The organism is Roseateles sp. GW835-FHT13E02 (assembly GCF_058794035.1).
In genome coordinates this window covers 1-13,428 of record NZ_JBXAGJ010000023.1, presented here as the reverse complement: position 1 = coordinate 13,428, position 13,428 = coordinate 1, and the positions used below count along the sequence as shown (strand labels likewise).

Sequence of the window (13,428 nt, the reverse complement as noted above, 5' to 3'; positions counted from 1 at the left end):
GTGAGTGCTGAAGCGAAGTAAAGGGGGAGGCCTGTGCACAGCACAGGCCGGAGGACATGAGCGGAAGCACTCGCCCGATCCCCCTGTGCAACAGACAGATCTAAGCAGCTACTTTGTGTCGAGCACAGACGCAGCTGCGCACTTCAGCCCAAGGACAACTCGTCCGCGCGCGCCTGGCCCGCGGTGAAATCCAGATCGCCGGTGTAGATGGAGCGGCCGCAGATCACGCCTTCCACGCCTTCGCCTTCAACGGCGCAAAGCGCTTCGATATCGGCCATATTCGACAGGCCGCCCGAGGCAATCACGGGAATCGTCAAGGCTTGCGCCAGCTTCACGGTCGCTTCGATATTGATGCCCGTCAGCATGCCGTCGCGGCCGATGTCGGTGTAGATCACGCCTTCCAGGCCATAACCTTCGAACTTGCGGGCCAGGTCGATCACTTCGTGACCGGTCAGCTTGCTCCAGCCATCGGTGGCGACCTTGCCGTCCTTGGCGTCGAGGCCGACGATGATGTGGCCGCCAAAAGCGGTGGCGGCATCCTGCAGGAAGCCGGGGTTTTTGACTGCAGCCGTGCCGATGATGATGTAGCTCAGGCCCGCATCGAGGTAGCGCTCGATGGTGTCCAGATCGCGGATGCCGCCGCCCAACTGCACGGGGATCTCGCCGTTGACCTCGCGCAGGATCGCTTTGATGGCCGGCTCGTTGACCGGCTTGCCCGCGAAGGCGCCGTTCAAGTCGACCAGATGCAGGCGCCGCGCACCGGCGTCGATCCAGCGACGCGCCATGGCTGCTGGGTCTTCGCCGAAGGTGGTGGACTCGTTCATATCGCCTTGCTTGAGGCGCACACAACGACCGTCTTTCAGGTCAATAGCAGGAATCAGCAACATGGCCGAGGTCAGTGGTGAGGAAGTAGATGGGGTTGGACGGAAGGACAGGAACAGGGGTCAAAGCCGCTGAAACTCAAGTACCCGAGCAGACCGCGCATGCATGGATGCATATCGATGATGGCTGGGTCAAGGAGGTGAGACGCTCAGGGTTTCCAGTGGAGGAAATTGCGATACAGGGCGAGACCCAGCGCAGCACTTTTTTCAGGGTGGAATTGGGTGGCAAAAATATTATCCCGGGCGACCGCGCAGGTAAAGCGCAGGCCGTAATCGGTCTCGCCGGCACTGTGGCGCGCATCTAACGGCGCGGCATAGAAGCTGTGCACGAAGTAGAACCAGCTCTCATCGGGGATGCCGGCCCACAGCGCATGGGGCTGCGCCTGACGCACGCGGTTCCAGCCCATCTGCGGCACCTTGTAGCGGCTGCCATCGGGCTGCAGCTGACCTTCCAACTGGAAGCGCCGCACGCGGCCGGGAATCAAGCCCAGGCCCGGCGTGTCCTGCTCTTCGCTGTGATCCAGCAGCATCTGCATGCCCACGCAGACGCCCATCAGCGGCTTGCTGGCGGCGGCTTCAAGCACCGCTTGCTGGAGGCCGGAATCCTTGAGCTCGCGCATGCAGTCACGCATGGCGCCCTGCCCCGGCAGCACCACGCGCTCGGCGGCGCGCACGGCCTCGGGCTCGGAGGTGATCACCACCTCCAGCCCGGAGTCCTGCGCCACATGCAGCACGGCCTGCGAAACCGAGCGCAGATTGCCCATGCCGTAGTCGACAACCGCAACAGTCCGCTTCATGTCAAAGACTGCCCTTGGTCGAGGGGATCACGCCCAGCGAGCGCGGGTCCAGGGTCAGGGCCATGCGCAACGCGCGGCCGAAGGCCTTGAAGATGGTTTCACACTGATGGTGGGCGTTATGTCCCTTGAGGTTGTCCACATGCAAGGACACCAGGGCGTGGTTGACGAAGCCCTGGAAGAACTCGAAGGCGAGCTGGGTGTCGAACGCACCAATCGAGCCGGCGGTAAATCTCACATCCATGGCCAGGCCGGGTCGGCCGGAGAAATCGACCACCACGCGCGACAGCGCCTCGTCCAGCGGCACATAGCTGTGGCCATAGCGCGTCAGGCCCTTCTTGTCGCCGACCGCCTGGGCCACCGCCAGGCCCAGGGTGATGCCCACGTCTTCCACCGTGTGGTGGCCGTCGATGTGCAAGTCCCCTTTGGCTTCGATCTCCAGATCGATCAGGCCATGGCGGGCGATCTGGTCCAGCATGTGGTCGAAGAAGCCGATGCCGGTGTTCAGGCGGGCCTCGCCCGTGCCGTCAAGGTTGACGCGCACGCGGATCTGCGTTTCCTTGGTGTTGCGGCTGACTTCGGCGATGCGCGCCGCGGGTGTGGGGCTCAGGACCAGATCGGTGCTCGTCATGATGATGCTCAGAGACTTTCTTTCAAGGCAGCCAGCATGGCTGTGTTTTCCTCGGCCGTGCCGATGGTGATGCGCAAGCAGTTGGCCAGCAAGGGGTGGGCGCTGGACGCGTTCTTGATCAGCACGCCGCGCGCCTTCATGGCGGCGAACGTGGCCGCCGCGTCCGCCACCCGTGCCAGCAGCATATTGCCCTGGCTGGGGAAGACCTGCACGCCAGGCAGGCTTTGCAGCGCCGCCAGGACCCGCTCACGCTGGGCCCGCAGCTCGGCCGCCTGCGCGGCATACACCTCGGCATGTTCGAGCGCAAAGAGGCCGGCCTCGGCATTGAGCACGCCGATATTGAAGGGCGGGCGCAGTTTTTCGATCTGCGCGACCAGCTCGCTGCGGCCCATCAGATAGCCGATGCGCACTCCGGCCAGGCCGAACTTGCTCATGGTGCGCATGACCAGCACATTCGGGTGGCGGCGCAGCCAGGCCATGGAGTCGGCGGCGGCAAAGGGCTGGTAGGCCTCGTCCATCACCACCAGGCCGGGCGCGGCGGCGATGATCTGCTCGATCACGGCTGCGTCCCAGAGATTGCCGGTCGGGTTGTTCGGGTAGGCCAGGTAGATCAGCGCTGGCTGGTGCTGCGCAATCGCCGCCAGCATGGCCGGGCCGTCCAGCTCAAAGTCTTCCGCGCGCAGTGGCACGCCGACAAAACCCAGGCCCTGGTAACGGGCCGAATGCTCGTACATCACAAAGCTGGGCAGCGGCGTCAGCACGCAAGCGCCGGGCTGGCTGACGGCCATGCTCAGCAAGGTGATCAACTCGTCCGAGCCATTGCCCAGCACGATGTCGCAGCCCTCGGGCATGCCGGTATGGGCGGCCAGGGCCAGGGCCAGCTCGCGGGTGCGCTCGGCCGGATAACGGTTAATCGCCACGGCACCGAGGCGGCGACCCAGGGCCTCCTGCAACTCGACCGGCAGACGAAACGGGTTCTCCATCACGTCCAGCTTGATCAGGCCGGCGCTGCCCTGCACCGGGTAGGCGCTCATGGCGCGCACATCGGGCCGGATGGCGGCCAGGGCCTGCGGCAGAGAATCGGCGGGGGCGTCGCTGGGGCGGTTCATGGTCGTCGTCATTGCAGGGCCTCGGGCACCATCAGCAAGGGGTTGAGGATCTGCACGCTGTCCAGCTGCAGCTCATGCTTGAGCTCCAGGCTGAGCAGGCGGCTGCAGCCCTGGGCTTTGGCGGCGGCCACGATCAGGGCGTCGGCATAGGGCAGGCCGAAACGGCTTTCGATCGACCAGGCGCTTTCCACCGTCGCGTGATCGATGGCCCAGGGTTGCCAGCGCTGGTAGCGCCGCACCTCGGCCCGCGCGTCGCCATTGGGCATGGGCGGCTGGATGCGGGTGGTGACCAGGCGGTAGAAATCGTTGAGCACCTGGGTCGAGAGCCGGCCACGGCGCTGCTGCCAGAGCAGGCGCAGCACGGCCATGACCTGCTCGCGCGCCTCGGGCTGGGCGCCGTCTTCGCTGAGGATGAGCACCGAGGTGTCGACAAACACCGGCTCGCGGATGGCCAGCACGGCACTCATGCCGCGTCGCCCCGCTGCGGATAGGCGGCGCCGTCCGAGGCCCAGCTGCGCTCGCGGTGCAGCCAATCCTGCATGGCGCGCTCGTAGGCGTCGTCGTGGCGCATCTTCTCGGCCAGCATCTCGCCGACCAGGCGCGAAACGCTGGTGTTGCGCCGCGCAGCTTCGAGCCGGGCCCATTCGGCGACGCTGTCTTCCATGGAGATGGTGACGTTTTTCACGGCTCGCAGAGTAACACGAAGTCCGTGAAACACGAAGTTCGTGTCGAATCGAAAGCAAACAGCGCTCAGACTTTCCAGCCGGACGGTCGAAAACATGAGCTGGACGACCCACGCGACCGAGCCGTCGCGGCCATCGCTGGGTGCCTCAACTGCCATGGAGCTCGCATGTCCCGTTTTGACCTGTCCAGCCTCTCGCTCAAAACCCGCTTCGCCCTGCTGATTGCCGCCAATCTGCTGGCCACCGGCCTGCTGCTCGGCCAGGCCGTGCGCGGGTTCGAACAGCTGCACGAAGACGCGCAGCAGAGCTTTGTGGCCAAGGATGTGGTGGCCGACATCCTGCCGCCCCCCATGTATCTGATCGAGCTTCGCCTGGTGCTGTCCCAGGCAGTGGAACAAACAATCAGCCTACAAATGGCGCAGGCCGAAGTCCAGCGACTGCAAGCAGAGTACGAGGCCCGCGTTCAGCATTGGACCCAGCACCCGCCTCACGGCTTGGAGCGCCAGCTCCTGGGGGAACAGCACCGACTGGCGCAGCAGTTGCTCGATCTGGCGCGTGAGCAGGTGCTCAAGCCCTTGATCCGGCAGGACCCGGAGGCCGCCCGCCGCGGTCTGGATCAAGCCCACCAACGCTACCTCGCCCATCGCCAGGCGGTGGACGAAACCGTCAAGACCAGCAACCAGTTCGCCGAGCAGGCCATGCAGCGTTTCGACCGCACCCGCTGGCAAGGCTACCTGGGCATGCTGATCGTCGGAGGCCTGGCCGTGCTCTTGCTCGGGGGCAGCTTGTGGAGCCTGCAACGCTCCATCATGGGCGCCCTGACGCAAGCATCCACCGTGGCCCGCACCGTGGCCGAGGGAGATCTGCGGCAGGAAGCCCTGGAAGAGCGCAGCAACGCCAACGACGCCCACAGCCGCAATGAATTGCGCAAGCTGCGTGGCGATATCGCCAGCATGGTTTTCAAGCTGCGCGAGTTGATCGCGCGAGTGCAGCAGGGCGCAGGTCATATCGACAGCAGCTCCCGCAATATCTCGCAAGCCAATGCAGAGCTCTCGGCGCGTGCCCTGTTGGAAGTACACGACCTGGAGAACGCGGGCGCCGCTTTGCAAGCCATGGATGCGCAGGCCAAGGTCGGCGCCAGTTCGGCGGCCGAGGCCAACGAGCGCTCACAACAAGCGGCCAGCTTGGCACGCCAAGGCAGTGCGGACATGCAGGCCGTGGTCGGCGCCATGGACGAAATCGAACAAAGCAGCCGCCGCATTGCAGACATCACCGGCGTGATCGACGGCATTGCCTTCCAAACCAATATCCTGGCCCTCAACGCGGCGGTGGAGGCGGCGCGCGCCGGAGAGGCCGGACGGGGCTTCGCCGTGGTGGCCAGCGAGGTGCGTACGCTGGCCAAGCGCAGCGCAGATGCCGCACTGGAGATCAAGCATCTGATCGCTGGCAGCAGCACCCAAGTCGAGCGCGGCGCAGATGCGGTTCAGCACACGCGCAACACCATCGACGCCATGGTCGAGCAAGTCACCGAAGTCAGCCGCCTGATTCAGGGAAGCAGCCATGAACTGCAGCAGCAGCTCGGTTCGATCGCCGAGCTGCAAAACCTGCTCGACGGGATCGCCAAACGAATCCGAGAAAACAGCGACATGGTCGATCGAACGGCCAGCGAATCCATCGAACTGCAGAGCGAGGGGGCCTTGCTGCACGAGGCGGCAAAACGCTTCCGCCTCTGAGCCAGGATTCTTCAAGGCTGCATCCACAGCTCCTTGCGCGCCAGCGGCGTCTCGGGCGGCAGCAAGGGGTTGTGCAGTTCCAGCACCCGGCGCCGGCTCAGCACATGGCGGGCCAGGATGGCGCCGTGGTACTGCATGAAGATGCGCTCGAAGCTGCCCTTGGCCAGCAAGCGATTCAGGCCACGCTCGACCAGGCCGGCCAGGCGCTCGTTGCCGCGGCCGACGAAAAAATACATGGCCGTCGGGTAATGCAGGCAGAGATGGGGGTCGATGGCCAGGCTGTCGGCATGGCTCTCCAGCTCCCAGTCGATCTCCAGCAGCGCACGCGGAAAGGCCTGGCCGCGCTCCAGGCGCAGCATGCTGAACATGGCGTCGAAGGAGGAGCCGGTCACCACCTGCAAGCCATTGGCCCGCAGGATGGCGGTATCCGGCCAGTCATGACCCTGAACCAGGCTGTAGCGGCGCAGATCGGCCAGGCTGCGCACCTCCCGCAGCAGATGCGGCTCCAGCCCGCGCTTGAGCAGCATCAGGCGCCAGCCGTACAGGCCTTTGTAGATCGGGAAGCGGATGGGCAGCAGGTGCCGCTCGCGCTCGATGCTGGTCATGCTCCAGGCGATGTCCAGCCCGTCCTGGCCGTTCTGCAGGTCCAGCAAGGCGCGGCTTTGCACCATCACCTGGCGCGTGGGCTCCAGCTCACAGCTGACGCCGCAGGCCTCCAGCGCCAGCTTGAGCAATTGCAGCGGGTACCAGCTGCTGGGGTCGATCTCGCGCATGGGCCGCGGGTAACGCACGCGCAGCGGCGGCGCCGCCGCAGCCAAGCAAAAGCCCGGCGCCAAGCTGGCCACAGGCAAGGCACTGATCAGCAGTTGACGGCGGGGCAGGCAGGTCAAGACAGGAGGCGCAGAGCCATGGCAGACGCAGAAACCTGACTCTGCCACAGCCCGGGCCGCCGCCGACAACTCGCTAACCCCGGGTCTGGGCGCAGCGCAGCCCGAAAGTTCAGCCGATGCAGCCGGCCTCAGGCGCGCAGGCGCAACTCCGCCGCCCTTGCATGGCCTTGCAAGCCCTCGCCATAGGCCAGCTCGGCGGCGATCGGACCCAGCTTTTGCGCGCCGGCTTCGCTAACCTCGATCAGGCTGCTGCGCTTCTGGAAGTCGTAGACGCCCAGCGGCGAGGAGAAGCGCGCCGTGCCCGAGGTGGGCAGCACATGATTCGGCCCGGCGCAATAGTCGCCCAGGGATTCGCTGGTGTAGGCGCCCAGGAAGATAGCACCGGCGTGGCGCAGCAGCGGCTCCCAGCGATGCGGGTCGCGGCTGGACACTTCCAGATGCTCGGGCGCGATGCGGTTTGATATAGAGCAGGCCTCTTCCATCGAACGCGTCTGGATCAGCGCACCACGGCCTTCCAGCGAGGCGCGGATGATGGCCTGGCGCGGCATGGTGGGCAGCAGGCGCTCGATTGCCTCAGCCACCTGGGCGATGTAGGCGGCATCGGGGCAGAGCAGGATGCTTTGTGCCAGCTCGTCATGCTCGGCCTGGCTGAACAGATCCATGGCCACCCAGTCGGGCGGCGTGGAGCCATCGGCCAGCACCAGGATCTCGCTGGGGCCGGCAATCATGTCGATGCCGACCTGACCGAAGACATGCTTCTTGGCGCTGGCCACATAGGCATTGCCGGGGCCGGTGATCTTGTCCACGCGCGGCACCGTGGCCGTGCCATAGGCCAGGGCCGCCACAGCCTGGGCGCCGCCCAGGGTGAAGGCGCGGTGCACGCCGGCCACATAGGCCGCAGCCAGCACCAGGGGGTTCTTCTCGCCACCGGGCGTGGGCACCACCATGATGATCTCGGGCACACCGGCCACCTGGGCGGGGATGGCGTTCATCAGCACGCTGCTCGGGTAGGCCGCCTTGCCGCCGGGCACATAGATGCCCACGCGGTCCAGCGGCGTGACCTTCTGGCCCAGCAGACTGCCGTCTTCGTCGCGGTAGCTCCAGCTTTCGCCGCAGGCGGCTTTCTGGCGCTCGTGATAGCTGCGCACACGGGCGGCGGCGGCTTCCAGGGCGCTGCGCTGGGCCGGGCTGATGGCCTCGAAGGCGGCCTTCAGCTCCTCGCGGCTCAGCTCCAGCTCGCCCACGCTGGCGGCCTGCAGGCGGTCGAAACGGGCGGTGTACTCCAGCACGGCGGCATCGCCGCGCGCGCGCACATCGGCCAGGATCTCGGCCACCCGGCCCTCGATGGCGGCGTCGGCCTCGGCCGACCAGTGCAGCACGCGCTGAAACTCGGCTTCGAAATCGGCGCTGGCGGTGTTCAGTTGACGAAGTTGCAGGGACATGGCGTTCGTTCTCACTTCGGAATGGCAGAAGCAAAGGCGTCGATCATGCGGCGCAGCGGCTCGCGCTTGAGCTTGAGCGCGGCCTGGTTGACCACCAGGCGGGAGGAGATGTCCATGATCTGCTCGACCTCGACCAGGCGGTTGGCCTTGAGCGTGTTGCCGGTGGAGACCAGGTCGACGATGGCATCGGCCAGACCGGTCAGCGGCGCCAGCTCCATGGAGCCGTAGAGCTTGATCAGGTCCACGTGCACGCCCTTGTCGGCGAAGTGCTGACGGGCAATTTCCGTGTACTTGGTGGCCACGCGGATGCGCGAGCCCTGTTTGACGGCGCGGGCGTAGTCGAAGTCATCGCGCACCGCCACGCTCATGCGGCAGCGGGCGATGTTCAGGTCCAGCGGCTGGTACATGCCGGCGGCGTTGCCGCCCAGGGCATGGTTGTGCTCGATCAGCACATCGCGGCCAGCCACGCCAAGATCAGCACCGCCGTACTGCACATAGGTGGGCACATCGCTGGCGCGCACCAGCACCACCTGCACCTCGGGGCTGTTGGTGGCCAGGATCAGCTTGCGCGATTTCTCCGGGTCCTCGAGCACGGTGATGCCGGCGGCCTGCAGCAGCGGCAGGGTTTCTTCGAAGATGCGGCCTTTGGAGAGTGCCAGGGTGATCATCATGGGCGTCGGTCCTTGGTGGGTCTGAATCTGGGGATTCAGCGGACGGCCGTGAGATTCACCTGGGTGGGGCGTCTCACCGCCACCCGCATCTCAATCCAGAAGATTTGTTGCGGATGCCGGTTCAGGCGTGATGGTGATGCGATGCCGCCGCCGTGGCAGCATGCTCGGCCGGGGTGTGGGTCTTCATGGACAGCGCGTGGATCTGCTCGCGCATGCGCTCACCCAGGGCCGCGTACACGCGCTGGTGACGGCGGATGCGGCTCAGTCCCTCGAACTCCGAGGACACGATGGTGGCGAAGAAATGCCGCCCGTCGCCTTCGACGTGCAGGTGCTCGCAGGGCAGGCCTGCGGCGATGTATTGCTGGACTTCAGCGGGTGTCGGGTCGGCCATAAGCCCTCGATTCTAGTTTCAAGCGCGCGATACGGGGTTGCAGGGCAGTTGCAGCGCGGTTTCAGGAGCGGATCTTGTAGCCGCGCCGCAGCAGTTCCAGCGCCAGGCTGGCCACCGCCACAAAGCTGCCGCCGACCACCGCCAGGCTCAGCCAGGGCGAGGCATCACTGACGCCGAAGAAGCCGTGGCGGAAGCCATCGATCATGTAGAAAAACGGGTTCAGATGGCTGACGCCCTGCCAGAAGCTGGGCAGCGAATGCACCGAATAGAACACGCCCGAAAGGAAGGTCATGGGCATGATGATGAAGTTCTGGAAGCCGGCGAGTTGATCGAACTTCTCAGCCCAGAGCCCGGCGATCAGGCCCAGGGTGCCCATCATGCCGGCGCCCAGCAGGGCGAAGGCAGCGATCCACAACGGGTTGGACACGCCCGGCGGCGCAAACCAGAAGGTCACCAGCAACACGCCCAGGCCCACGACCATGCCGCGCACCATGGAGGCGCCCACATAGGCCACGAACCAGGCCCAGTGCGAGAGCGGCGTCACCAGCAGAAAGACCAGGTTGCCGGTCACCTTGCTCTGGATCAGGCTGGAGGACGAATTGGCAAACGAGTTCTGCAAGACGCTCATCATCACCAGACCCGGGATCAGGAAGGCCGTGTAGCCGACCGTGCCGTAGACCTTGACGTGATCTTCCAGCACATGGCCGAAGACCAGCAGGTAGAGCACCGCCGTCAGCACCGGCGCGGCCACGGTCTGGAAGCTGACCTTCCAAAAGCGCAGCACCTCTTTGTAGAACAGCGTGCCGGCGCCCTTCAATTGAATACCTCCGCCGCCACTCATGCCGCGCTCCCTTCTTGTTGCATGATTTCCAGGAACACGTCTTCGAGGTCGGCGCGGCCGATCTCCAGGTCTTCGATCGGGCATTGCGCCGCGCGCAGCGTGGCCAGCACGGTTTCGACTTCGGCCGCGTCATGGGCCTTGATCTGCACGATGCGGCCGGTGGTGCGGGCCTGCTCTTGCAGCGAGGCCGGCAGGGCGGCATCGGTCTTGAAGCGCAGCATGGTCGAGGCGCGACCTTTGAGCAGGTCCGAGGTTCGGTCCAGCGCCACGATGCGGCCCAGCTTGAGCATGGCCAGGCGGCCGCACAAGGCTTCGGCCTCTTCCAGGTAATGGGTGGTTAGCAGCACCGTGTGGCCTTCGCGGTTGAGGCGGGCAATGAATTGCCACAGGGTCTGGCGCAGCTCCACGTCAACGCCAGCGGTGGGCTCATCGAGCACGATCACCGGCGGCCGGTGCACCAGCGCCTGGGCCACCAGCACGCGCCGCTTCATGCCGCCCGAGAGCTGGCGCATGTTGGCGTGGGCCTTGTCAGCCAGGCCGAGGTTTTCCAGCAGCTCGTCGATCCAGGCTTCGTTGTTGCGCACACCGAAATAGCCGCTCTGGATCTTGAGCGCCTCGCGCACGCTGAAGAAGGGGTCGAAGACCAGCTCTTGCGGCACGATGCCCAGAGCCTGGCGGGCCGCGGCGTAATCCGTCACGACGTCATGGCCCATGACCTTGACGCTGCCAACGCTGGCCTGGGCCAGGCCGGCCAGGATGCTGATCAGGCTGGTCTTGCCCGCGCCATTGGGGCCCAGCAGGCCGAAGAACTCGCCCTGGGCGATGTCGAAGGACACACCGTCCAGCGCGCGGACCTGCCCCCCGCGGTAGGTCTTGGAGACCTTCTGAAATGAAATGGCGGGCACCGAGGGCCCGCCATGCGACGACGCTGAAGACACTGTTGGCTGCATGCAGGCATTGTAGGAAGCAAGACCCGCCCCCGCTGGCCCAGGGTTTTCAGCAGGCAAACGGTGCCATTTGTAGCCAAACTCTAGAGCGGCCCCGCTGCTTGATGCCAGAATCAGCCAAAGCAGGAGACAACCTTTACATGGCCACAAAAAAGCCGCCACGCCGGACCGCCGAGCGCATCCTCGAAGTCACGCTGGACCTGTTCAACCGCTTTGGTGAGCCCAATGTCTCGACCACGCTGATCTCCGCCGAGCTGGGCATCAGCCCCGGCAACCTCTACTATCACTACCCGGCCAAGGACGAGCTGATCAATGCGCTCTTCAACCGCTACGAGCGGGAGCTGGGCGACTTGCTGGTGGCGGCCGAGAATGTGCGCAATGTGGAGGACGCCTGGCTGTTCTTCCACATGCTCTACGAGCTGATCTGGCAGCACCGCTTTCTCTACCGCGATCTGAACGATCTGCTGTCCAAGAACCGCCGTCTGGAGATGCATTTCCAGAACGTGCTGACACAGAAGAACCAGGCCATGCGCGCGGTGCTGGCCGGCTTGCAAAAAGGCGGCGCGCTGGAGATGGCGCTGCGCGAGGCCGGGCCGACCGCCAACTCCATGGTCGTGCTGCTCAGCTACTGGCTCAGTTTCGAATACGTACGCGACCCGCGCCATGCCCTGGAGCCCGAGCAGGCCGGTGCCGCCCTGATGCGCGGCGCCTTCCATGTGCTGAGCCTGCTGCTGCCTTACTTGGAGCCGGCCTCCAAGGATCACCTCTTCGCCCTTGCCAACCAGTACCAAACCTGAAGGACGCCGCACCATGGCCAAGTGGACCGCTTTCCCCCATGACAACAGCGCTTTCCAGTACAGCGCCGCCAGCCTGAAGAAGCATTGGGCCCGCCTGCACGCCGGCGACGCCGAGCCCTGGCCCAAGGACGCGGCCGTGGTCGAGGCCTGGATCCACTTCCACGCGGGCGACTTCCAGAAAGCCTACGAGGCCGGCCTGGCCGCCGGCGGCGCCGGCATCACGGTGGCCAACAAGGCCCAGGCCATCTACGCCAACTACCTGGAAAAGAAAGAGAAGACCAAGCTTGAGATGTTCCTGGAAGTGGCCGAGCGCGCCGACGCCCAGCAGCAGGAAGAGCCCAAGAACCCCGCCGCCTACTACTGGCAGGCCTATGCCATCGGCCGCTACGGTCAGGGCATCAGTGTGGCCAAGGCCCTGGCCCAAGGCCTGGGCAGCAAGGTCAAGAACGCGCTCGAGAAAACCATCGAGCTGGCGCCCAAGCATGCCGACGCCCACATCGCCCTGGGCGCCTTCCATGCCGAGGTGATCGACAAGGTCGGCAAGCTGCTGGGCAAGACCCAGGGCGCGGACACTGCCACCGGCCTGAAGATGTTCGAGCAGGCGATCAAGCTCAACCCCAGCAGCGCCATCGCCATGATCGAGCGGGCCAACGGCCTGGTCATGCTGGAAGGCGACAAGCGCATGAAAGAGGCCGAAAGCCTCTATGCCGATGCCGCCGCTTGCGAGCCCATGGACGCCATGGAATGCCTGGACGTCGAAATGGCGCGAGAAGAGCTGGAAGACTGATCGGCTGTGTGACAGCGCTTGAAAACAGCGCGGCCAAAGCCCGGAAAAGCGTGCACAAACGCACGTTTTCAATTGGATGGAAAGCCGCCTCCCCCCGCACTCGCGGATGGATTTTCAGCAGCAGGCTGGCTAAGCTGTGACATCTGAGGCGGACACCTTCGAGCCAGCTGCTTGACCGAGCCCGCGGACTTCACCTCACCCCGACACGAAAAGGTTGATCCACCATGAAGCGCACCCTGATTGCCCTCGCCCTCGCCCCGCTGGCCGCGGCCTCCTGGGCCCAAACCCCCGAAGCCACCGCCCTGCGCGTGGAATGCGCCGCCAAGTACCAGTCCAGCATCGAGCCCGCCCAGGCCGCCGCTGAGTACCAATTCGTCTACCGCAAGGGCGAGTACCGCGGCGAGAAGCAAGGCAACAAGACCATCGGCTGCACCGAGAAGCAGTACAACGCCTACTTGGCCAGCGTGGACCCCACCCGCGTGATGAACGCCTACCCGACCGCCGCCGGCCGCCCCAACATCAAGCCGAACCTGAAGCCCAACCTGGCCGACCAAGTCGACAAGAAGTGATCCAAGCGCCCTGCATGGGGCGCTCGTGATTCAGCCGCAAAAGGCGCGCAGCTCCCAAGGGGGCTTGCGCGCTTTTTTCTTGGTGGGCGGGCGGCGGTGATGAGCACAAAGCAGCCTTTGGTTTGGCTCGTGAGGCCCTGCAGCCCGCGCCGCCACCGGGCTCATGGTTCCGGGGTCGGCCCTCTCGGGCCGACTTCCCTGCGCTGCTCGCACCTCGGGGCTGGCGCATAACTCACTCCGCTCCCTGCGTTCGCTTCGTTCA

At 65.4% G+C, this 13,428-nt stretch carries 16 protein-coding genes; 4 read left to right on the top strand and 12 right to left on the bottom strand.

Features of this window, described 5'->3' with window-relative positions:
• Positions 1-143: 143 nt before the first annotated feature.
• The 6 genes from hisA to AC1Q6P_RS19745 all read right to left on the bottom strand — a co-directional run bounded on the left by hisA (position 144) and on the right by AC1Q6P_RS19745 (position 4,256).
• On the bottom strand, positions 144-887 hold the full coding sequence (hisA, locus tag AC1Q6P_RS19770; protein ID WP_171827548.1) for a 1-(5-phosphoribosyl)-5-[(5-phosphoribosylamino)methylideneamino]imidazole-4-carboxamide isomerase: 744 nt from the start codon (positions 885-887) through the stop codon (positions 144-146).
• Positions 888-1,030: 143 nt separating this feature from the next.
• Positions 1,031-1,678 (bottom strand): imidazole glycerol phosphate synthase subunit HisH, encoded by a 648-nt coding sequence (gene hisH / locus AC1Q6P_RS19765; RefSeq protein ID WP_171827547.1) that lies wholly within the window; start codon positions 1,676-1,678, stop codon positions 1,031-1,033.
• Position 1,679: 1 nt separating this feature from the next.
• Entirely contained in the window at positions 1,680-2,306 is a 627-nt protein-coding gene (gene hisB, locus AC1Q6P_RS19760; RefSeq protein ID WP_492665616.1) for an imidazoleglycerol-phosphate dehydratase HisB, read from the bottom strand.
• Between the two features lie 8 nt (positions 2,307-2,314).
• Positions 2,315-3,415, bottom strand: a complete 1,101-nt coding sequence (hisC, locus tag AC1Q6P_RS19755; protein WP_492665615.1) for a histidinol-phosphate transaminase — start codon at positions 3,413-3,415, stop codon at positions 2,315-2,317.
• Positions 3,416-3,423: 8 nt separating this feature from the next.
• Positions 3,424-3,882 carry a PIN domain-containing protein gene (locus AC1Q6P_RS19750; protein WP_492665614.1) on the bottom strand — a complete coding sequence of 153 codons (459 nt, stop codon included), beginning with the start codon at positions 3,880-3,882 and terminating at the stop codon, positions 3,424-3,426.
• Positions 3,879-4,256, bottom strand: coding sequence for a hypothetical protein (locus AC1Q6P_RS19745; protein ID WP_442952993.1), 378 nt, complete (start codon positions 4,254-4,256; stop codon positions 3,879-3,881). The genes AC1Q6P_RS19750 and AC1Q6P_RS19745 overlap by 4 nt, the downstream gene beginning before the upstream one ends.
• A gap of 9 nt (positions 4,257-4,265) precedes the next feature.
• Between AC1Q6P_RS19745 and AC1Q6P_RS19740 the strand changes: the two genes are divergently transcribed.
• A complete protein-coding gene (locus tag AC1Q6P_RS19740) occupies positions 4,266-5,831 on the top strand; it encodes a methyl-accepting chemotaxis protein (RefSeq protein ID WP_492665613.1) in 1,566 nt (521 codons plus the stop codon).
• Positions 5,832-5,842: 11 nt separating this feature from the next.
• Here AC1Q6P_RS19740 and AC1Q6P_RS19735 read toward each other — a convergent pair whose 3' ends face one another.
• The 6 genes from AC1Q6P_RS19735 to AC1Q6P_RS19710 form a co-directional block, all read right to left on the bottom strand.
• Positions 5,843-6,721: a substrate-binding periplasmic protein gene (locus tag AC1Q6P_RS19735; protein ID WP_492665612.1), complete on the bottom strand. Its 879-nt coding sequence runs from the start codon at positions 6,719-6,721 to the stop codon at positions 5,843-5,845.
• A gap of 128 nt (positions 6,722-6,849) precedes the next feature.
• Positions 6,850-8,163, bottom strand: a complete 1,314-nt coding sequence (gene hisD / locus AC1Q6P_RS19730; protein WP_492665611.1) for a histidinol dehydrogenase — start codon at positions 8,161-8,163, stop codon at positions 6,850-6,852.
• 11 nt (positions 8,164-8,174) lie between these two features.
• The gene (gene hisG, locus AC1Q6P_RS19725) at positions 8,175-8,831 is read right to left on the bottom strand and encodes an ATP phosphoribosyltransferase (RefSeq protein WP_102769610.1); all 657 of its coding nucleotides are present in this window, start codon (positions 8,829-8,831) and stop codon (positions 8,175-8,177) included.
• Between the two features lie 124 nt (positions 8,832-8,955).
• The gene (locus tag AC1Q6P_RS19720; RefSeq protein WP_102768000.1) at positions 8,956-9,225 is read right to left on the bottom strand and encodes a BolA family protein; all 270 of its coding nucleotides are present in this window, start codon (positions 9,223-9,225) and stop codon (positions 8,956-8,958) included.
• Between the two features lie 61 nt (positions 9,226-9,286).
• Positions 9,287-10,066 carry an ABC transporter permease gene (locus AC1Q6P_RS19715; RefSeq protein ID WP_492665610.1) on the bottom strand — a complete coding sequence of 260 codons (780 nt, stop codon included), beginning with the start codon at positions 10,064-10,066 and terminating at the stop codon, positions 9,287-9,289.
• A complete protein-coding gene (locus tag AC1Q6P_RS19710; RefSeq protein ID WP_492665609.1) occupies positions 10,063-10,971 on the bottom strand; it encodes an ABC transporter ATP-binding protein in 909 nt (302 codons plus the stop codon). The genes AC1Q6P_RS19715 and AC1Q6P_RS19710 overlap by 4 nt, the downstream gene beginning before the upstream one ends.
• A gap of 182 nt (positions 10,972-11,153) precedes the next feature.
• Here AC1Q6P_RS19710 and AC1Q6P_RS19705 point away from each other — a divergent pair, with 182 nt between their 5' ends.
• From AC1Q6P_RS19705 to AC1Q6P_RS19695, 3 genes are all read left to right on the top strand, one after another.
• The gene (locus tag AC1Q6P_RS19705; RefSeq protein WP_492665608.1) at positions 11,154-11,810 is read left to right on the top strand and encodes a TetR/AcrR family transcriptional regulator; all 657 of its coding nucleotides are present in this window, start codon (positions 11,154-11,156) and stop codon (positions 11,808-11,810) included.
• Positions 11,811-11,823: 13 nt separating this feature from the next.
• On the top strand, positions 11,824-12,597 hold the full coding sequence (locus AC1Q6P_RS19700; RefSeq protein WP_102768004.1) for a tetratricopeptide repeat protein: 774 nt from the start codon (positions 11,824-11,826) through the stop codon (positions 12,595-12,597).
• Positions 12,598-12,821: 224 nt separating this feature from the next.
• A complete protein-coding gene (locus tag AC1Q6P_RS19695; RefSeq protein ID WP_102768005.1) occupies positions 12,822-13,166 on the top strand; it encodes a hypothetical protein in 345 nt (114 codons plus the stop codon).
• Positions 13,167-13,428: the final 262 nt, after the last annotated feature.

Coding starts and splice junctions, on each gene's coding strand:
- hisA (WP_171827548.1), bottom strand. CDS start 887: ATGTTGCTGATTCCTGCTATTGACCTGAAAGACGGTCGTTGTGTGCGC.
- AC1Q6P_RS19700 (WP_102768004.1), top strand. CDS start 11,824: ATGGCCAAGTGGACCGCTTTCCCCCATGACAACAGCGCTTTCCAGTAC.
- AC1Q6P_RS19745 (WP_442952993.1), bottom strand. CDS start 4,256: ATGGCAGTTGAGGCACCCAGCGATGGCCGCGACGGCTCGGTCGCGTGG.
- AC1Q6P_RS19705 (WP_492665608.1), top strand. CDS start 11,154: ATGGCCACAAAAAAGCCGCCACGCCGGACCGCCGAGCGCATCCTCGAA.
- AC1Q6P_RS19740 (WP_492665613.1), top strand. CDS start 4,266: ATGTCCCGTTTTGACCTGTCCAGCCTCTCGCTCAAAACCCGCTTCGCC.
- AC1Q6P_RS19720 (WP_102768000.1), bottom strand. CDS start 9,225: ATGGCCGACCCGACACCCGCTGAAGTCCAGCAATACATCGCCGCAGGC.
- AC1Q6P_RS19750 (WP_492665614.1), bottom strand. CDS start 3,882: ATGAGTGCCGTGCTGGCCATCCGCGAGCCGGTGTTTGTCGACACCTCG.
- hisH (WP_171827547.1), bottom strand. CDS start 1,678: ATGAAGCGGACTGTTGCGGTTGTCGACTACGGCATGGGCAATCTGCGC.
- hisD (WP_492665611.1), bottom strand. CDS start 8,163: ATGTCCCTGCAACTTCGTCAACTGAACACCGCCAGCGCCGATTTCGAA.
- AC1Q6P_RS19715 (WP_492665610.1), bottom strand. CDS start 10,066: ATGAGTGGCGGCGGAGGTATTCAATTGAAGGGCGCCGGCACGCTGTTC.
- hisG (WP_102769610.1), bottom strand. CDS start 8,831: ATGATCACCCTGGCACTCTCCAAAGGCCGCATCTTCGAAGAAACCCTG.
- AC1Q6P_RS19695 (WP_102768005.1), top strand. CDS start 12,822: ATGAAGCGCACCCTGATTGCCCTCGCCCTCGCCCCGCTGGCCGCGGCC.
- hisB (WP_492665616.1), bottom strand. CDS start 2,306: ATGACGAGCACCGATCTGGTCCTGAGCCCCACACCCGCGGCGCGCATC.
- hisC (WP_492665615.1), bottom strand. CDS start 3,415: ATGAACCGCCCCAGCGACGCCCCCGCCGATTCTCTGCCGCAGGCCCTG.